Genomic DNA, 15,844 nt, shown 5'->3' with positions numbered 1-15,844 from the left:
TCCGTCATCCCAGGTCGGCCATCAGCACCTTCGAGCGGCGCTGATAGTTGTACATCTCTTTCTTGCTTTCCGGCAGCGAATCAATGTCTACCGGCGTAAAGCCGCGCTCCTGGAACCAGTGAATGCTGCGCGTGGTGAGCACAAACAGCTTGCTCAGCCCCATCTGGCGCGCCTGCGCCGCCACGCGTTCGAGCAGCAGCTCGCCCCGCGAGGAGCTGCGGTAATCGGGGTGCACGGCGACGCACGCCATTTCCCCAATCTGCTCCTCCGGGAACGGGTAAAGCGCCGCACAGGCAATGGTCAGGTTATCGCGCTGAATAATGGTGAACTTGTCGATCTCCATCTCCAGCTGCTCGCGGGAGCGGCGAACCAGAATGCCCTGTTGCTCCAGCGGACGGATCAACTCCAGAATGCCGCCGATATCGTTGATCGTCGCGCGGCGGATCTGCTCGGCGCTCTCCATTACGATCTGCGTGCCGATACCGTCCCGGGAGAACAGTTCCTGCAGCAGCGCGCCGTCTTCCTGATAGCTGATCAGGTGGCTACGACGCACGCCGCTGCGGCACGCTTTAACGGCACCGCGCAGAAAACGCACGGTTCCGGAGTAGTAATCGCCCTGTGCTTCCAGCGCTTCGACGCGCGCCTGGGCTTCATTCGGGAAGAGTTCGGGGACGATAACGCCTTCATCATTCACGACTCCCTGCGAGGAGCAAAAGCCGATCATCTTTTCCGCTTTCAGCTTGATGGCCAGCTGGGTGGCAATCTCTTCTGACGTCAGATTAAAGCTTTCGCCCGTGACGGAGACGGCAACCGGCCCCATCAGAACGATCGCGCCGTTGTCTAACTGGCGGTGAATGGCCTCTTCATCGATACGACGAATGCGGCCGCTGTGGCAGTAATCCACGCCATCGTCCACGCCGAGCGGCTGGGCAATGATAAAATTGCCGCTCACCACGTTGATATGCGCGCCCTGCAACGGCGTATTATTCAGGCTCATCGACAGCCGGGCGGTGATATCCAGCTGCAGCAAACCGGCCGCCTGTTTGACCAGCTCGAGGGTTTTCGCATCCGTTACGCGGGTATGTTTATGGTAAATCGGCTCATGGTGATGGGCCGCGAGGTTAGCTTCGATCTGCGGGCGCGCGCCATACACCACGACCAGCCGGATGCCCAGGCTATGCAACAGGCCGATGTCATTGACGATGCTGGAAAAGTTTTCGTGCTCAATGGCTTCGCCACCCAGCATAATGACAAACGTTTTTCCGCGATGGGTGTTGATATAGGGAACAGAATGGCGGAATCCCTGGACCAGTTCGGTTCTACGTTCCTTCACCATGACACAACCCTTAATGAATGTTTATTCGTAATTTCTGTATTTTTATTCGATTGTGGCCGCGTGTGCAAGCCTAAATTTTCTGCGACCCACAGAAAATAATAAGTAATCCGTGCGTTAACGTTTGAATGTTTACCCTTTTATAGATGACAGCTTATGCGTCATTCGTTAAAGTTTTCGGTCAATTTGGGCGTTTTGTTCATTAATCAGATTTCTTGCTCGGGAGAAGCATGTCGGGATCCAATTCAGCAATAAGCCGCCGCCGCCTGTTAAAAGGGGCCGGGGCGATGTGGTTGCTTAGCGTCAGCCAGGTGGGTCTTGCCGCCACAAGCCAGGTAGTCGCGGTGCGCGTCTGGCCGTCGTCGACCTATACGCGCGTGACGGTCGAGTCCAACCGCGTGCTGAAATACAAGCAATTTGCCCTCAGCAATCCTGAACGTGTGGTGGTTGATCTCGAAGGTGTAAATCTCAACTCCGTGCTTAAGGGCATGGCGGCGCAGATCCGCGGCGACGATCCGTTTATTAAATCGGCGCGCGTCGGGCAGTTCGATCCGCAAACCGTGCGCATGGTGTTTGAGCTGAAGCAGAACGTAAAACCGCAGCTCTTTGCACTCGCACCGGTTGCGACGTTCAAGGAGCGACTGGTGATGGATCTCTATCCGTCGAATGCGACGGATATTCAGGATCCGCTCCTCGCCCTGCTGGAGGATTACAACAAAGGCGATCTCCAGCGGCAGGTACCGCCTGCGCAAAGCGGGCCGCAGCCGGGCAAGGCGGGACGCGATCGTCCGATTGTGATCATGCTCGATCCCGGCCACGGGGGCGAAGACTCCGGCGCGGTGGGGAAATACCACACCCGCGAAAAGGATGTGGTGCTGCAAATTGCCCGTCGTCTGAAGGCGTTAATCGACAAAGAAGGCAACATGCGCGCCTATATGACGCGCAACGAAGACGTGTTCATCCCGCTGAAGGTCCGCGTGGCGAAAGCGCAGAAGCAGCGCGCGGATCTGTTTGTATCTATCCACGCGGATGCCTTTACCAGCCGTCAGCCGAGCGGATCTTCCGTATTTGCCCTGTCAACGAAAGGGGCGACCAGTACCGCCGCAAGGTACCTGGCGGACACGCAGAACGCCTCGGATTTAATCGGTGGCGTAAGCAAAAGCGGTGACCGCTATGTCGACCATACGATGTTCGATATGGTGCAGTCGCTAACCATTACCGACAGCCTGAAGTTCGGTAAAGCGGTGCTGGGCAAGCTGGGCCGCGTCAATAAGCTGCACAAGAACAGCGTCGAGCAGGCCGGATTTGCGGTACTGAAAGCGCCGGATATCCCGTCCATTCTGGTCGAAACCGCGTTTATCAGTAACGTGGAAGAGGAACGCAAGCTCAAGACGGCTAAATTCCAGCAGGAAGTGGCGGAGTCAATTCTGGCGGGGATCAGGGCCTATTTCTCCGACGGAGAAACGCTGGCGCGGCGAGGATAAATCATCAGGCCGGGTAAGTTGCCCGGCATTTATATAAGCTACAGATACAAAAAAACACCCGGAAGGGTGTTTAATGTTTTAGAAGTATTGGTTGCGGGGGCCGGATTTGAACCGACGACCTTCGGGTTATGAGCCCGACGAGCTACCAAGCTGCTCCACCCCGCGTCCGTCTTTCTACAGTCGTAGAAGATACTTCTCAAATTTTGATTGGTTGCGGGGGCCGGATTTGAACCGACGACCTTCGGGTTATGAGCCCGACGAGCTACCAGGCTGCTCCACCCCGCGTCCGTCTTTCTACAGTCGTAGAAGATACTTCATCAAATTTTAATTGGTTGCGGGGGCCGGATTTGAACCGACGACCTTCGGGTTATGAGCCCGACGAGCTACCAGGCTGCTCCACCCCGCGTCCGTGGAAGCGCACTATACTCGGATAGGTTTGTGATGCAACCCCTTTTTCACATAATTCATTATTTTGTATGCAAAATGAACGGTAATAGCCACTTTGGACTATTTTTTGTCCAGAATTTGCCAAAGGGAAGGCGATTGCATTTCATTAGCACGGTGGGTTTGTTATCTTCATCACGCGGAATTGGGCAACTAAAAGACGAGATATAATGAAAGGACGTTGGGCGAAGTATCTGATGGCAGGCGCAATGGTAGCTATTCTTGCGGCCTGCTCCTCCAAACCGACCGATCGCGGTCAACAGTATAAAGACGGGAAGTTATCCCAGCCTTTCTCGTTAGTTAACCAGCCAGATGCCGTGGGTGCACCGATCAATGCCGGGGATTTCTCCGAGCAGGTCTACCAGATCCGCAAAGCGTCTCCGCGTTTATACAGTTCGCAAAACAACGTTTATAGCGCCGTCCAGGACTGGCTGCGCGCGGGCGGCGATACCCGCAATATGCGCCAGTTTGGTATTGACGCGTGGCAGATGGAAGGGGCGGATAACTACGGTAACGTTCAGTTTACCGGTTACTACACCCCGGTTGTCCAGGCGCGACACACGCGTCAGGGTGAATTCCAGTATCCGATTTACCGCATGCCGCCAAAACGCGGTCGTCTGCCGTCACGCGCCGAAATCTACGCCGGTGCGCTAAGCGAAAACTATGTCCTGGCCTACAGCAACTCCCTGATGGATAACTTCATCATGGACGTGCAGGGCAGCGGCTATATCGATTTTGGCGACGGTTCGCCGCTTAACTTCTTTAGCTATGCCGGCAAGAACGGCCACGCCTACCGCAGCATCGGTAAGGTGCTCATCGACCGTGGCGAAGTGAAGAGAGAAGATATGTCGATGCAGGCGATCCGCGAGTGGGGCGAAAAGCACAGCGAAGCCGAAGTGCGTGAACTGCTTGAGCAGAACCCATCGTTTGTTTTCTTCAAACCGCAGAACTTCGCGCCGGTGAAGGGGGCGAGCGCCGTACCGCTGATTGGCCGTGCGTCGGTAGCGTCGGATCGTTCTATCATTCCTGCGGGCACCACGCTGCTGGCGGAAGTTCCTCTGCTCGATAACAACGGCAAGTTCAACGGCAAGTACGAGCTGCGTCTGATGGTGGCGCTGGACGTTGGCGGGGCGATCAAAGGGCAGCACTTTGATATCTATCAGGGCATTGGCCCGGATGCCGGCCATCGCGCAGGCTGGTATAACCACTACGGACGCGTATGGGTGCTGAAGACCGCGCCGGGCACCGGAAACGTATTCAGCGGCTGATTGTGGTATTCTGAGCGCAATACGGATTAGGGTTCAGGGTGAGGAAAACCTCACCCTTTTTACATCTGAGGTTTTATGTCTGTGGTAATCAGCGATGCCTGGCGCCAGCGATTCGGCGGCACGGCACGGTTATACGGTGAAAAAGCCCTGCAGCTGTTCGCGGATGCGCACGTGTGCGTAGTGGGCATTGGCGGCGTCGGCTCCTGGGCGGCAGAAGCGCTGGCGAGAACCGGCATTGGCGCAATCACGTTGATTGATATGGATGATGTTTGCGTCACTAACACTAACCGTCAAATTCACGCCCTGCGTGATAGCGTCGGCCTGGCGAAGTCTGAGGTGATGGCGGAGCGTATTCGTCTGATCAACCCGGAGTGCCGCGTGACGGTGATTGACGACTTCGTGACGGCGGATAACGTCGCGGAGTACATAAGCAAAGGCTACAGCTACGTTATTGACGCCATCGACAGCGTGCGCCCGAAAGCGGCGCTGATCGCTTACTGCCGTCGCTATAAGGTGCCGCTGGTGACCACCGGCGGGGCGGGCGGGCAAATCGATCCGACGCAGATCCAGGTGGCGGATCTGGCGAAAACCATTCAGGATCCGCTGGCCGCTAAGCTGCGCGAGCGCCTAAAAAGCGACTTCAACGTCGTGAAAAACAGCAAGGGCAAGCTGGGCGTTGACTGCGTGTTCTCCACCGAAGCGCTGGTGTATCCGCAGGCGGACGGCTCGGTCTGTGCGATGAAAAGCACGGCGGAAGGACCGAAGCGGATGGATTGCGCCTCAGGTTTTGGGGCAGCCACGATGGTGACTGCCACCTTCGGGTTTGTGGCGGTCTCTCACGCCCTGAAGAAGATGATGGCGAAGGCGGAGCGTCAGGCCTGAACCTGACGCGCGGCGTCCTGTACCGCGTCGCTGAGCGCGATTAACCCCTGTCCGCGCGAGGCGCTAAGCTGCGCGCGCAGTCCCAGCTCATCGAACAGCGCCAGCGGTGACTGCGCCAGCAGCTCCGCGGCGCTTTTTCCTTCGACCGCGGTCAACAGCACCGCCAGCAGGCCGCGAACGATGCGTCCTTCGCTGTCGCCAAAGAAATGCAATTTCTCACCGGATACGCTAAACCCAAGCCAGACGCGGTTCTCGCAGCCTGCGATCTCTTTCGCCTGCGATTTCAGATCGTCCGAAAGCGCGGGCAACTGTTTACCCAGCAGGATCAGCTGACGGTATTTATCTTCCCACTGCGTGAGCGGGGCGAAGGTCTGTTTTAGCGTCTCTTCGGTAATAACGGAGCCGAATGGGTGTCCGGCTAAAGCTGAACTCGTCATTAATCCACCAGTAATTCAATGGCGCGGTCAACGGCGGCAACCAGCGCGTCGACGTCACTTTTAGTGTTGTAGGGGGCAAAAGAGGCGCGCAGCGTACCGCTCACGCCCAGAGCCGCCAGCAGCGGCTGTGCGCAGTGCTGTCCGGCGCGCAGGGCTATGCCGTACCCGGCAAGCAGCGTCACCATATCGCTATGGTGCACCCCCGCGAAATCGAAGGCGAGCAGGCTGGAATCCTGCACGCGGAACGAACGGAAGCCGGGCCGTTTTTTAAGCTCCTCCTCAGCCAGCGTCGCCAGGCCACGGCTCCAGCTTTCTGCCTGAACCACGTCGGTTTCCGCCAGCCATTCGATCGCGGCGCTCAGGCCGATGACTCCGGCCACGTTTGGCGTACCGGCTTCCAGGCGGTAAGGCACCTCCTGGGTTTTAAAGCCGTCGAAGGATACTTCGGTTATCATCTTGCCGCCACCGAGCCACGGCGTCATCCGGGCCAGCAGCTCGGGTTTGCCGTACAGCGCGCCGATCCCGGTTGGGCCGTACAGTTTGTGCCCCGAGAAGGCGTAGAAGTCGATATCCAGCGCCTGCACGTCAGCGGGGAAATGCACTATCCCCTGCGCGCCGTCGACCATCACCACCACGCCGCTGGCGTGGGCAATCTCGATGGCGCGAGCCAGATCGGGGCAGCCGCCGGTGACGTTGGACATCTGCCCCAGCGCCAGAATGCGGCTGCGCGCAGTGATCAGCTCAGGCAGACGCGCTACGTCCGGCACAAGGTCTGCACCCAGCGGGAGCTTCACCACCCGCGCTCCCGTTTGTTCAGCCACCATAAGCCACGGCACCAGGTTGGCGTGATGTTCCGCCTCGCTGACGATAATTTCATCTCCAGCCCGCAGCAGCGGACGCGCGTAGCATTGCGCCACCATATTAATGGCTTCGGTAGTGCCCCGCGTCCAGACGATATTCTTACCGCTGTCGGCATTGATCAGGCGCGCGACCTGGTCGCGTGCGGCTTCGTATTGCGCCGTTAAGCGGCGGGCTTCGGCATACTGGCTGCGGTGCACGCTCCCGGCGCTCAGGCTGTAAAACTGGCGGGTTGCCTCAATCACCGCCTGCGGTTTAAGGGCCGTGGCGGCGCTATCAAGGTAAATGCCGGCATCGGCCAGCGCGGGAAACTGTGCGCGAAACTGCGCGGGACTGAAAGCGTTCATGGCATTCCTCATATCGATCCTGCGATCGTCGCGCAATTTCAGCGGCAGGGCAAGGAAGTTGATATCTATCAGATTTGTCTGCTTATCCTGGCGAGTCTGAAAAAGCAGGTTATGCTAAATAGTGTTAGGCGGATGTTTTAGCCTGTTATAAATCGAGGTTTGAATAGCATTAATTGCTAAAGGAGAATAATCATGAAAAAGACAGCTGCAATCATTTCTGCCTGTGCGTTGACCTTTGCCCTGAGCGCCTGTTCTGGTAATAACTACGTAATGCATACCAACGATGGTCGATCTATCGTCTCTGAAGGGAAACCGACAACCGATAATGATACCGGTATGATTTCATACAAAGATGCTAACGGGAACAAGCAGCAGATTAACCGCACGGACGTGAAAGAGATGAAAGAGATCGAGCATTAACAGATCTCAGGCAAAAAAAAGCACCGCAAGTTGGCGGTGCTACATTAATCACTATGGACAGACAGGGTAAATGTACAGGAAGTGAAAAATTGGTAGCGTTGCTACCGTGGTCTGAATCGCAGACCAATTGCAAACACAACAACACAACATCACAACCGTAAGCCAAAAGCCCTTCAGAACACGCATTCCAAAAAAACTTTTCGTTCCGGCTCAGGAAGTGACGCCACTATAGGTATTTGCTGGTAGTTCCTCAACGGACAAATTATAATGGCTCAGATAAAAAAAACTAATAGGTTAAACGTTGTTTCCTATATGTTAAATCTCGTTAACATCTAAGCCAGATAACCATGTCCAAGCGATTGCCACCCCTTAATGCATTACGTGTTTTTGATGCAGCAGCACGTCACCTTAGCTTCACCCGCGCAGCCGATGAGCTTTTTGTGACGCAGGCCGCAGTAAGTCATCAAATCAAGTCTCTGGAGGATTTTCTGGGCCTGAAGCTGTTCCGTCGCCGCAACCGGTCGTTGCTGTTGACCGAAGAGGGACAGAGCTATTTTCAGGATATTAAAGAGATTTTTTCCCAGCTTACGGAAGCCACTCGCAAACTGCAGGCCCGAAGTGCAAAAGGGGCGCTGACCGTCAGTTTATTGCCCAGTTTTGCCATTCAGTGGCTGGTGCCGAGGCTCTCAAGCTTTAACTCAACTTATCCGGGAATCGACGTAAGGATCCAGGCTGTCGACCGTCAGGAAGACAAGCTGGCGGATGATGTAGACGTGGCAATTTTTTACGGTCGCGGTAACTGGCCGGGCTTGCGCGTGGAGAAATTATACGCAGAATATCTGCTGCCGGTCTGCTCGCCGCTGCTGCTGACGGGCGATAAAGCGCTTAAAACGCCCGCCGATCTGGCGCAACATACGCTTTTGCACGATGCTTCGCGCCGTGACTGGCAAACTTATACCCGCCAATTAGGTCTTAACCATATAAACGTGCAGCAGGGGCCCATCTTTAGCCACAGTGCGATGGTGCTACAGGCTGCCATTCACGGGCAGGGCGTAGCGCTGGCCAATAACGTCATGGCGCAGTCCGAAATTGAGGCAGGCCGACTGGTTTGCCCATTTAATGATGTTCTGGTCAGCAAGAATGCGTTTTATCTGGTTTGTCATGACAGTCAGGCAGAACTGGGTAAAATAGCCGCTTTCCGGCAGTGGATACTGGCGAAAGCGGCAAGCGAGCAAGAAAAATTCCGCTTCAGGTATGAACAATAACTTTTGTGTGCCGGGCACGCATCACTTCAGGACATAAACATGACCAGCCGATTCATGCTGATTTTCGCCGCGGTGAGTGGCTTTATTTTTGTAGCTCTGGGCGCGTTTGGCGCGCATGTGTTAAGCAAGTCTTTGGGCGTTGTGGAGATGGGCTGGATCCAGACCGGCCTTGAGTATCAGGCATTCCACACGCTGGCGATTTTTGGGCTGGCGGTGGCGATGCAGCGCCGCATCAGCATCTGGTTTTACTGGAGCAGCGTCTTCCTGGCGCTGGGTACCGTACTGTTCAGCGGCAGCCTCTACTGTCTGGCGCTGTCGCATTTACGCCTGTGGGCGTTTGTTACACCCGTCGGCGGCTTCAGCTTCCTGGCGGGTTGGGTATTAATGTTTATCGGAGCCATCCGTCTGAAACGCAAGGGCGTTGTTCATGAATAAGGTTGTTTTATATTGTCGCCCGGGGTTTGAGAAAGAGTGCGCCGCGGAAATCACCGATAAAGCGGCGAAGCGTGAAGTCTTCGGATTTGCTCGCGTCAAAGAGAACGCGGGCTACGTGGTATTTGAATGCTATCAGCCTGATGATGCCGACAGGCTGGCGCGTGAGCTGCCGTTCAGCTCGCTGATCTTCGCCCGCCAGATGTTCGTTGCCGGCGAGCTGCTGAAGGATCTTCCGCCGGAAGACCGCATCACGCCGATTGTGGGCATGTTACAGGGCGTGGTGGAGAAGGGCGGCGATTTGCGCGTTGAGGTGGCCGACACCAACGAAAGCAAAGAGCTGATGAAGTTCTGCCGTAAGTTCACCGTGCCGCTGCGCGCAGCGCTGCGTGATGCGGGCGTGCTGACGAACTACGAAACGCCAAAGCGTCCGGTTGTGCATATCTTCTTTATTGCACCAGGCTGCTGCTATGCCGGTTACTCCTACACCACCAATAACTCGCCGTTCTTTATGGGGATCCCGCGTTTGCGCTTCCCGGCGGATGCGCCGAGCCGTTCAACCCTGAAGCTGGAAGAGGCGTTCCACGTCTTTATCCCGGCGGATGAGTGGGACGAGCGCCTGGCAAACGGCATGTACGCGGTCGATCTGGGAGCGTGCCCCGGCGGCTGGACCTATCAGCTGGTAAAACGCAACATGTGGGTGTCGTCCGTGGACAACGGCCCGATGGCGCAAAGCCTGATGGATACCGGACAGGTGACCTGGCTGCGTGAGGACGGTTTCCGCTATCGCCCGAACCGCAACAACATCTCCTGGATGGTGTGCGACATGGTAGAGAAACCGGCGAAAGTGGCGGCGCTGATGGCCTCCTGGCTGGTAAACGGCTGGTGTCGTGAGACGATTTTCAACCTCAAGCTGCCAATGAAAAAGCGCTACGAAGAGGTTTCTCAGAACCTGGCCTACATCCAGGAGCAGATGGATGAACACGGCATTAACGTCGAGATCCAGGCGCGTCAGCTTTATCACGACCGCGAAGAGGTGACGGTACACATTCGTCGCTGGTGGGCCGCTGTGGGTGGGCGTCGCGACGAGCGATAGCTTTACCTTACCCCTCACCCTAACCCTCTCCCCAAAGGGGAGAGGGGAATCCTTAGTGCTGCCTTTTCCCCCTCACCCCTTTGGGGAGAGGTAGTACATTACCGCTCTAACCTTAACTGCTGCAAATTCCCGTCCAGCCGTAAATCCGTCTGCAGCGTCGCCACATCCCGGCAGGTAAACGCCATCTCTTTATGCGCCTCCAGCTTCTTGCGCCACTTTTCCGGTACCTCATCCAGCCTGGCGTAAATCCCTTCCAGACTCTGAAAATCCGTCAGCAGCTGCGCGGCGCTCTTTGGCCCAATACCGGCAACACCCGGAACCTTAGAGCTGCTGATGCCTGCTAGCCCCCAGTAATCCGGCAGCTGCTCAGGCGAGACGCCAAACTCACCGGCAATAAACGGCGCGTCCAGCCAGCGCTTCTGAAAGTAGTCGCGGATGCGGATTGTCGGAGAGAGCAGCTGGCAGTAGCCTTTATCGGTTGAAACGATAGTGGCCTGATGCCCGGCGCTCGCGATTTTGACCGCCAGCGTTGCGGCTAAATCGTCAGCTTCGTTGCCGTGCGCGCCCCAGCACGGCACGCCGCGCTGCTCAAAGGCCGCGCGAATAACGGGCATTTCAGCGTGGAGATCGCCCGGCATGGGGGCGCGTCCGGCCTTGTAGTCCGGCAGGCGCTGGTGCCGCCAGCCGGTATTGCGGGCCTCGTCGTCGAATACGGCAACGGCATGGGTGGGTTCGCTATGGCGGATAAGCTGTTCCAGCGCGTGTAAACAGGTGTCCTTGCAGGGGGTGCCCTGGACCGCATGGATGCGGCGAATCAGGTTAAGTGCATCGACGATAAGCAAATGAACGGCCACAGATAATCTCCCTTCTGTCTAATGGGTGAAGGGTAACATTGTCAGGAGAGGGAAACTATTCGCAGCGGGGAAAAGAGGAAGAAGCCTCGCAAAACGAGGCTTCCAGAGCGGCTTAGTCGCAGGTAACGATCTTCATCGCCAGGCCGCCGCGGGAGGTTTCGCGGTATTTGGCGTTCATGTCCTTACCGGTTTCGTACATGGTTTCGATAACCTTGTCGAGGCAGACGCGCGGCTCGCTGGTGCGGCGCAGCGCCATACGGGCCGCGTTGACCGCTTTCACAGAGGCGATAGCGTTACGCTCGATGCACGGCACCTGTACCTGTCCGCCGACCGGGTCGCAGGTCAGCCCCAGGTTATGTTCCATGCCGATTTCCGCCGCAATGCACACCTGCGCAGGGCTTGCGCCCAGCAGTTCGGCCAGCCCCGCCGCCGCCATAGAGCAGGCTACGCCCACTTCACCCTGACAGCCCACTTCCGCGCCGGAAATGGAGGCGTTCATCTTGTACAGTGAGCCAATCGCACTGGCCACCAGCATATAGCGCGCCAGTGAGTTTGCGTTTACTTCACGGATGAACTTGTCGTAATACGCCAGCACCGCCGGAACGATACCGCACGCGCCGTTGGTTGGCGCGGTGACCACGCGGCCACCCGCGGCGTTCTCTTCGTTCACCGCCAGCGCAAACATGTTGATCCAGTCAACGACGGCCATCGGGTCGGTGGTGGTTTTGTCGGTGCTGACCAGCATGCGGCGCAGCGCGGCCGCTCGACGCGGTACGCGCAGCTTGCCCGGCAGCACGCCTTCGGTGGTGATCCCGCGCTCGATACCGCTGCGCATCACCTCCCAGACGTTAGCGAAGTGCTGTTCCAGCTCCTCTTTGCTGTGCAGGGCCAGCTCGTTTTTCATCATCAGGCCGGAGAGGGAAAGGCCCGTCTCCCGACAGTGACGCTGTAAATCGGCCGCGTTTTTGTACGGGTACGGCACGTCGACGGCGGAACTGTTGGTTTGACCAAAATGGTCTTCGTCAACGATAAAGCCGCCGCCGATGGAGTAATACGTCTGGCTGTAAACCGCTTTATCGCCGACCAGCGCGGTAATACGCATACCGTTTTCGTGCAGCGACAGGTTGTCCGCATGGAAATTCATGCAGTGGTCAACCGGGAATTCAACCTCGTGTTCGCCGTTCGCCAGCAGCAAACGACCGTGGGTGTTCACGTCCTGGATAAAGCCAGGTATTGCATCTATATCAACGGTATCCGGCAGATTACCCGCCAGCCCCATGATAATGGCAATATCGGTATGGTGGCCTTTACCGGTCAGGGAAAGGGAACCGTATACATCGACAACCACGCGGGTGATGTCGTGCAAAATGCCGCGTGCAATCAAGTCATCCGTGAATTGTTTACCGGCTTTCATTGGCCCGACGGTGTGAGAGCTGGAAGGACCAATACCGATTTTGAAGATATCGAATACGCTAATCATGATGCGTCCATTGCTTCAGTCAGAGGGGAGGAGTGCGCCGCCCGAGGACGGCGCAGGAGGTCTTAGCTGAACAGCGAGTAGAAAATGGCGGAGATGGCAATCAGACCCATCACAACAACGAACACGTTGCTGATGTGGCCGCTGTATTTACGCATCGCAGGCACTTTCTGAATCGCGTACATCGGCATCAGGAACAGAATCATCGCGATAATCGGGCCGCCCAGGGTTTCAATCATACCCAGAATGCTTGGGTTCAGGGTGGCTACCGCCCAGGTGGTCACCAGCATGAACAGCGCAGTGATTTTGTTCAGTCGGTTGATTTCAATGCTCTTGCCTTTACCGCGCAGAGATTTAATCACCATACCGTTGAAGCCTTCACGTGCGCCCAGATAGTGGCCCAGGAAGGATTTGGTGATAGCGATAATCGCGATAATAGGCGCCATCCACGCAATCAGCGGTGCGTTAAAGTGGTTTGCCAGGTAAGACAGAATAGAGATGTTCTGCTCTTTCGCCGCCGCCAGGTCTGCCGGGGAGAGGCTCAGCACGCAGCTGAACACGAAGAACATCACGGTCAGTACCATCATAATGTGGGCGCGAGCCAGGATGCTGGAGCACTTCTTCTCTGCGCCATTGCCGTACTCTTCACGCTTCGCAACCGCGAAGGAGGAGATGATTGGCGAGTGGTTGAAGGAGAACACCATTACCGGGATTGCCAGCCACAGGGTCAGCAGCAGGCCGTTACCGGTCGCGGATGCGCTGCTCAGGGACAGCGTTTCAAGCGCCGCGCCGTTCCACTGTGGGATCAGGTACAGCGCCAGCAGCATCAGGGCAGCAACAAACGGGAATACCAGCACGCTCATCGCTTTCACGATCATCTGCTCGCCGAAGCGGACGATGGTCATCATACCGACAATCAGGATCAGGGACAGGATCGCGCGCGGCGGCGGGGTCATCTGCAGCTGGTGCATCATGAAGCTTTCAACGGTGTTGGTAATAGCCACGCTATAAACCAGCAGAATGGGGTAAATCGCGAAGAAGTAGAGCAGGGTAATCAGCTTACCTGCGCCAACGCCGAAGTGTTCTTCAACGACTTCAGTGATGTCTTCGCCCGGGTTTTTACCGGACAGCACGAAGCGGGTCAGACCGCGGTGTGCAAAGAAGGTCATCGGGAAGGCGATGATGGCCATGATGATCAGCGGAATCAGACCGCCGACACCCGCGTTGATAGGAAGGAACAGTACACCAGCGCCGATTGCCGTGCCGTAAAGGCCAAGCATCCACATGGTATCCGTTTTGCGCCAACCGCTTCGGGATTCAATCGAAGCAACGGTGCTGGTTTGAGTGGTTTCCATCTGTATCTCCTGGAGGAAGCAAATTGTCAGGTTTTTAGTCAAATCCGATGAAAAAGTGCCTGACGGTAATATGAAATTCGTTCAGTGACGGTTTTTTAATAATTTTTGCCCGTAACTATTGGCGGGCGGAAAGATACATTCTAGTTATGAATCTATCAGTGATCGCGATCCCAAATGCAATAATCCACTTATGAAGTGGGCATATTTAGTCCATTTATCTGTTAAAAAAACGTCAAAGAGGATTTACGGGCGCGAAGGCTACCATTAACGACATGTTTTCGAAAAGGCTGTCCCGCGAGATAGGTGTCTTTCGCTGAAAAGAAATGGGTTTTTAGGATTTTCTGGCAGGTAATTTTGATTAAGGCTAATTATTTACGGTTTCAAAAACCACGTAATCGTTTGCGTTGGCGGTGGATTTGTTAATAGCATTAAAGATGTCTATGAATTGCATCACTAATAAAAAAGCCGGATGACAATCCGGCCTGAGGGGAAGGTGCAAACGGGTTACTTGATGATTTCGTAACACGGAATATAGGCAGAGCCCGGAAGCTTCATGCGGTGCTGAGCCACAAAGCCCTGCAGCATGTCATCCATGCGGCGCATCATCTCCGGGTCACCGTGGATCTTATACGGCCCGAACTCCTCAATCGCGCGGATCCCAACCTCTTTAACGTTGCCCGCCACGATGCCCGAGAAGGCGCGACGCAGGTCGGCAGCCAGCACTTCTACCGGCTGATCCGGGTAGAGCTTCAGGTTCGCCATGTTCTCATGCGACGGCTCGAAGGGGATTTGCAGGTCCGGTGCGATACGGATGGACCAGTTAAAGCTGTAGGCATCCCCGGTATCACGACGGTTCTCTTTCACCAGCGGCATCGCTTTTTTCATCTGGCGCGCCACTTCTGCGGCATCGTCGATGATAATGCGATAGTGACGGCGCGCGTCTTCCCCCAGGGTGTGAACGATAAACTCGTCCAGCACGCGGAAGTAGTCGGCGCTCTCTTTCGGCCCGGTCAGGATCAGCGGCAGAACCTGATCTTTATTGGCCGGGTTCATCAGGATCCCCAGCAGGTAAAGCAGCTCTTCCGCCGTACCGACGCCGCCCGGGAAGATGATGATGCCGTGAGCGATACGGACAAACGCCTCAAGGCGTTTTTCGATATCCGGCATGATAATCAGTTCGTTAACCAGCGGGTTAGGTGGCTCCGCTGCGATGATGGACGGTTCGGTCATGCCGATAAAACGCCCCTCTTTATAGCGCTGCTGAGCATGGCCTACCGCGGCACCTTTCATGGGGGCTTCCATCGCTCCCGGGCCGCAGCCGGTACAGATGTTCAGCTCGCGCAGACCGAGCTGATTACCCACGCGGCGGGCGTACAGGTATTCGGTTTCGTTAATGGAGTGACCACCCCAGCAGACGACCATGTTCGGCGCTTCGCCGACGTGCAGGGCGCGGGCGTTACGCAGAATGGAGAAGACCAGGTTGGTGATATGAACGGAGCTTTCCAGGTCGAGATGCTGGAAACGACCGGCGTTGCTGATCTGCCCGTTAACAAACAGGATGTCGCGCAGCACGGCAAACAGGTTGGCCTGAAGGGAGCGAATAATACGCCCGTCAACAAACGCCTCTTCCGGCGGGTTAATGACCTCAAGCTTCACGCCGCGCTCGCGGCGCAGCACGTTGATATCGAAACTTTCGAAGCGGGACAGCAGCTCTTTACTGTTGTCGGTCAGGCTTCCGGAGTTCAGTACGGCAAGTGAACAGTTACGAAACAGTTGATAAAGGTCGCTACTGGCGGTGCGTTTAAGCATGTCCACTTCCAGCTGCGACAACATATCCATAGAGCCAAGCGGGCTAATATGTGTAATCAAGTGAGCTCCTTATGGGACGATTA

14 protein-coding genes and 3 tRNA genes are annotated in these 15,844 nt (G+C 56.1%); 7 read left to right on the top strand and 10 right to left on the bottom strand.

Annotation, left to right across the window (positions count from 1 at the left end):
* Window positions 1–4: 4 nt before the first annotated feature.
* Entirely contained in the window at window positions 5–1,336 is a 1,332-nt protein-coding gene (argA, locus tag OWK27_RS14410; protein ID WP_006811807.1) for an amino-acid N-acetyltransferase, read from the bottom strand.
* A 227-nt stretch (window positions 1,337–1,563) separates the two neighbouring features.
* Here argA and amiC point away from each other — a divergent pair, with 227 nt between their 5' ends.
* On the top strand, window positions 1,564–2,817 hold the full coding sequence (gene amiC, locus OWK27_RS14405; protein WP_242171016.1) for an N-acetylmuramoyl-L-alanine amidase AmiC: 1,254 nt from the start codon (window positions 1,564–1,566) through the stop codon (window positions 2,815–2,817).
* Window positions 2,818–2,905: 88 nt separating this feature from the next.
* Here amiC and OWK27_RS14400 read toward each other — a convergent pair.
* From OWK27_RS14400 to OWK27_RS14390, 3 genes are all read right to left on the bottom strand, one after another.
* Window positions 2,906–2,982, bottom strand: a tRNA-Met gene (locus OWK27_RS14400).
* Window positions 2,983–3,025: 43 nt separating this feature from the next.
* Window positions 3,026–3,102: transfer RNA gene (locus OWK27_RS14395), tRNA-Met, on the bottom strand.
* A 44-nt stretch (window positions 3,103–3,146) separates the two neighbouring features.
* Window positions 3,147–3,223 (bottom strand) — tRNA-Met (locus OWK27_RS14390).
* Window positions 3,224–3,431: 208 nt separating this feature from the next.
* Between OWK27_RS14390 and mltA the strand changes: the two genes are divergently transcribed.
* Both mltA and tcdA read left to right on the top strand, forming a co-directional pair.
* Entirely contained in the window at window positions 3,432–4,529 is a 1,098-nt protein-coding gene (gene mltA, locus OWK27_RS14385) for a murein transglycosylase A (protein ID WP_267590636.1), read from the top strand.
* Between the two features lie 75 nt (window positions 4,530–4,604).
* A complete protein-coding gene (gene tcdA, locus OWK27_RS14380) occupies window positions 4,605–5,411 on the top strand; it encodes a tRNA cyclic N6-threonylcarbamoyladenosine(37) synthase TcdA (protein ID WP_267590635.1) in 807 nt (268 codons plus the stop codon).
* On the opposite strand, the gene csdE is transcribed toward tcdA, so the two are convergent.
* Both csdE and csdA read right to left on the bottom strand, forming a co-directional pair.
* Entirely contained in the window at window positions 5,402–5,848 is a 447-nt protein-coding gene (gene csdE, locus OWK27_RS14375; protein WP_242171019.1) for a cysteine desulfurase sulfur acceptor subunit CsdE, read from the bottom strand. The two genes, tcdA and csdE, sit on opposite strands and share 10 nt — an antisense overlap.
* On the bottom strand, window positions 5,848–7,053 hold the full coding sequence (gene csdA / locus OWK27_RS14370) for a cysteine desulfurase CsdA (RefSeq protein ID WP_267590634.1): 1,206 nt from the start codon (window positions 7,051–7,053) through the stop codon (window positions 5,848–5,850). Before csdA ends, csdE begins: the two co-directional genes overlap by 1 nt.
* A 192-nt stretch (window positions 7,054–7,245) precedes the next feature.
* On the opposite strand from csdA, the gene OWK27_RS14365 reads away from it, so the two are divergent.
* The 4 genes from OWK27_RS14365 (at window position 7,246) to rlmM (ending at window position 10,266) form a co-directional block, all read left to right on the top strand.
* The gene (locus OWK27_RS14365) at window positions 7,246–7,473 is read left to right on the top strand and encodes a YgdI/YgdR family lipoprotein (RefSeq protein WP_003862759.1); all 228 of its coding nucleotides are present in this window, start codon (window positions 7,246–7,248) and stop codon (window positions 7,471–7,473) included.
* A gap of 347 nt (window positions 7,474–7,820) precedes the next feature.
* Window positions 7,821–8,738: a glycine cleavage system transcriptional regulator GcvA gene (gene gcvA / locus OWK27_RS14360; RefSeq protein ID WP_003862758.1), complete on the top strand. Its 918-nt coding sequence runs from the start codon at window positions 7,821–7,823 to the stop codon at window positions 8,736–8,738.
* 39 nt (window positions 8,739–8,777) lie between these two features.
* On the top strand, window positions 8,778–9,173 hold the full coding sequence (locus OWK27_RS14355) for a DUF423 domain-containing protein (protein ID WP_148421159.1): 396 nt from the start codon (window positions 8,778–8,780) through the stop codon (window positions 9,171–9,173).
* A complete protein-coding gene (gene rlmM / locus OWK27_RS14350; RefSeq protein ID WP_176609588.1) occupies window positions 9,166–10,266 on the top strand; it encodes a 23S rRNA (cytidine(2498)-2'-O)-methyltransferase RlmM in 1,101 nt (366 codons plus the stop codon). The genes OWK27_RS14355 and rlmM overlap by 8 nt, the downstream gene beginning before the upstream one ends.
* Window positions 10,267–10,364: 98 nt before the next feature.
* Here the strand turns inward: rlmM and xni are convergent, their stop codons facing one another.
* The 4 genes from xni to ppnN all read right to left on the bottom strand — a co-directional run bounded on the left by xni (window position 10,365) and on the right by ppnN (window position 15,821).
* On the bottom strand, window positions 10,365–11,120 hold the full coding sequence (gene xni, locus OWK27_RS14345; protein ID WP_242171025.1) for a flap endonuclease Xni: 756 nt from the start codon (window positions 11,118–11,120) through the stop codon (window positions 10,365–10,367).
* A 112-nt stretch (window positions 11,121–11,232) separates the two neighbouring features.
* The gene (locus tag OWK27_RS14340) at window positions 11,233–12,600 is read right to left on the bottom strand and encodes an L-serine ammonia-lyase (RefSeq protein ID WP_148421165.1); all 1,368 of its coding nucleotides are present in this window, start codon (window positions 12,598–12,600) and stop codon (window positions 11,233–11,235) included.
* Window positions 12,601–12,662: 62 nt separating this feature from the next.
* On the bottom strand, window positions 12,663–13,952 hold the full coding sequence (locus tag OWK27_RS14335; protein WP_148421167.1) for an HAAAP family serine/threonine permease: 1,290 nt from the start codon (window positions 13,950–13,952) through the stop codon (window positions 12,663–12,665).
* Between the two features lie 504 nt (window positions 13,953–14,456).
* Entirely contained in the window at window positions 14,457–15,821 is a 1,365-nt protein-coding gene (gene ppnN, locus OWK27_RS14330) for a nucleotide 5'-monophosphate nucleosidase PpnN (protein WP_148421169.1), read from the bottom strand.
* Between the last annotated feature and the right edge of the window lie 23 nt (window positions 15,822–15,844).

Origin of the sequence: Enterobacter cloacae complex sp. 2022EL-00788 (assembly GCF_026627565.1) — a bacterium.
Lineage (GTDB): Bacteria > Pseudomonadota > Gammaproteobacteria > Enterobacterales > Enterobacteriaceae > Enterobacter > Enterobacter pasteurii.
Note: the sequence above shows the minus strand (reverse complement) of the source record. Positions and strands in the feature narration are given on the sequence as shown.

What these genes read in the sequence shown, in the direction of transcription:
- rlmM (WP_176609588.1), top strand. Translation starts at nt 9,166, where the DNA reads ATGAATAAGGTTGTTTTATATTGTCGCCCGGGGTTTGAGAAAGAGTGC.
- argA (WP_006811807.1), bottom strand. Translation starts at nt 1,336, where the DNA reads ATGGTGAAGGAACGTAGAACCGAACTGGTCCAGGGATTCCGCCATTCT.
- csdE (WP_242171019.1), bottom strand. Translation starts at nt 5,848, where the DNA reads ATGACGAGTTCAGCTTTAGCCGGACACCCATTCGGCTCCGTTATTACC.
- OWK27_RS14365 (WP_003862759.1), top strand. Translation starts at nt 7,246, where the DNA reads ATGAAAAAGACAGCTGCAATCATTTCTGCCTGTGCGTTGACCTTTGCC.
- OWK27_RS14355 (WP_148421159.1), top strand. Translation starts at nt 8,778, where the DNA reads ATGACCAGCCGATTCATGCTGATTTTCGCCGCGGTGAGTGGCTTTATT.
- amiC (WP_242171016.1), top strand. Translation starts at nt 1,564, where the DNA reads ATGTCGGGATCCAATTCAGCAATAAGCCGCCGCCGCCTGTTAAAAGGG.
- OWK27_RS14335 (WP_148421167.1), bottom strand. Translation starts at nt 13,952, where the DNA reads ATGGAAACCACTCAAACCAGCACCGTTGCTTCGATTGAATCCCGAAGC.
- OWK27_RS14340 (WP_148421165.1), bottom strand. Translation starts at nt 12,600, where the DNA reads ATGATTAGCGTATTCGATATCTTCAAAATCGGTATTGGTCCTTCCAGC.
- mltA (WP_267590636.1), top strand. Translation starts at nt 3,432, where the DNA reads ATGAAAGGACGTTGGGCGAAGTATCTGATGGCAGGCGCAATGGTAGCT.
- gcvA (WP_003862758.1), top strand. Translation starts at nt 7,821, where the DNA reads ATGTCCAAGCGATTGCCACCCCTTAATGCATTACGTGTTTTTGATGCA.
- tcdA (WP_267590635.1), top strand. Translation starts at nt 4,605, where the DNA reads ATGTCTGTGGTAATCAGCGATGCCTGGCGCCAGCGATTCGGCGGCACG.
- csdA (WP_267590634.1), bottom strand. Translation starts at nt 7,053, where the DNA reads ATGAACGCTTTCAGTCCCGCGCAGTTTCGCGCACAGTTTCCCGCGCTG.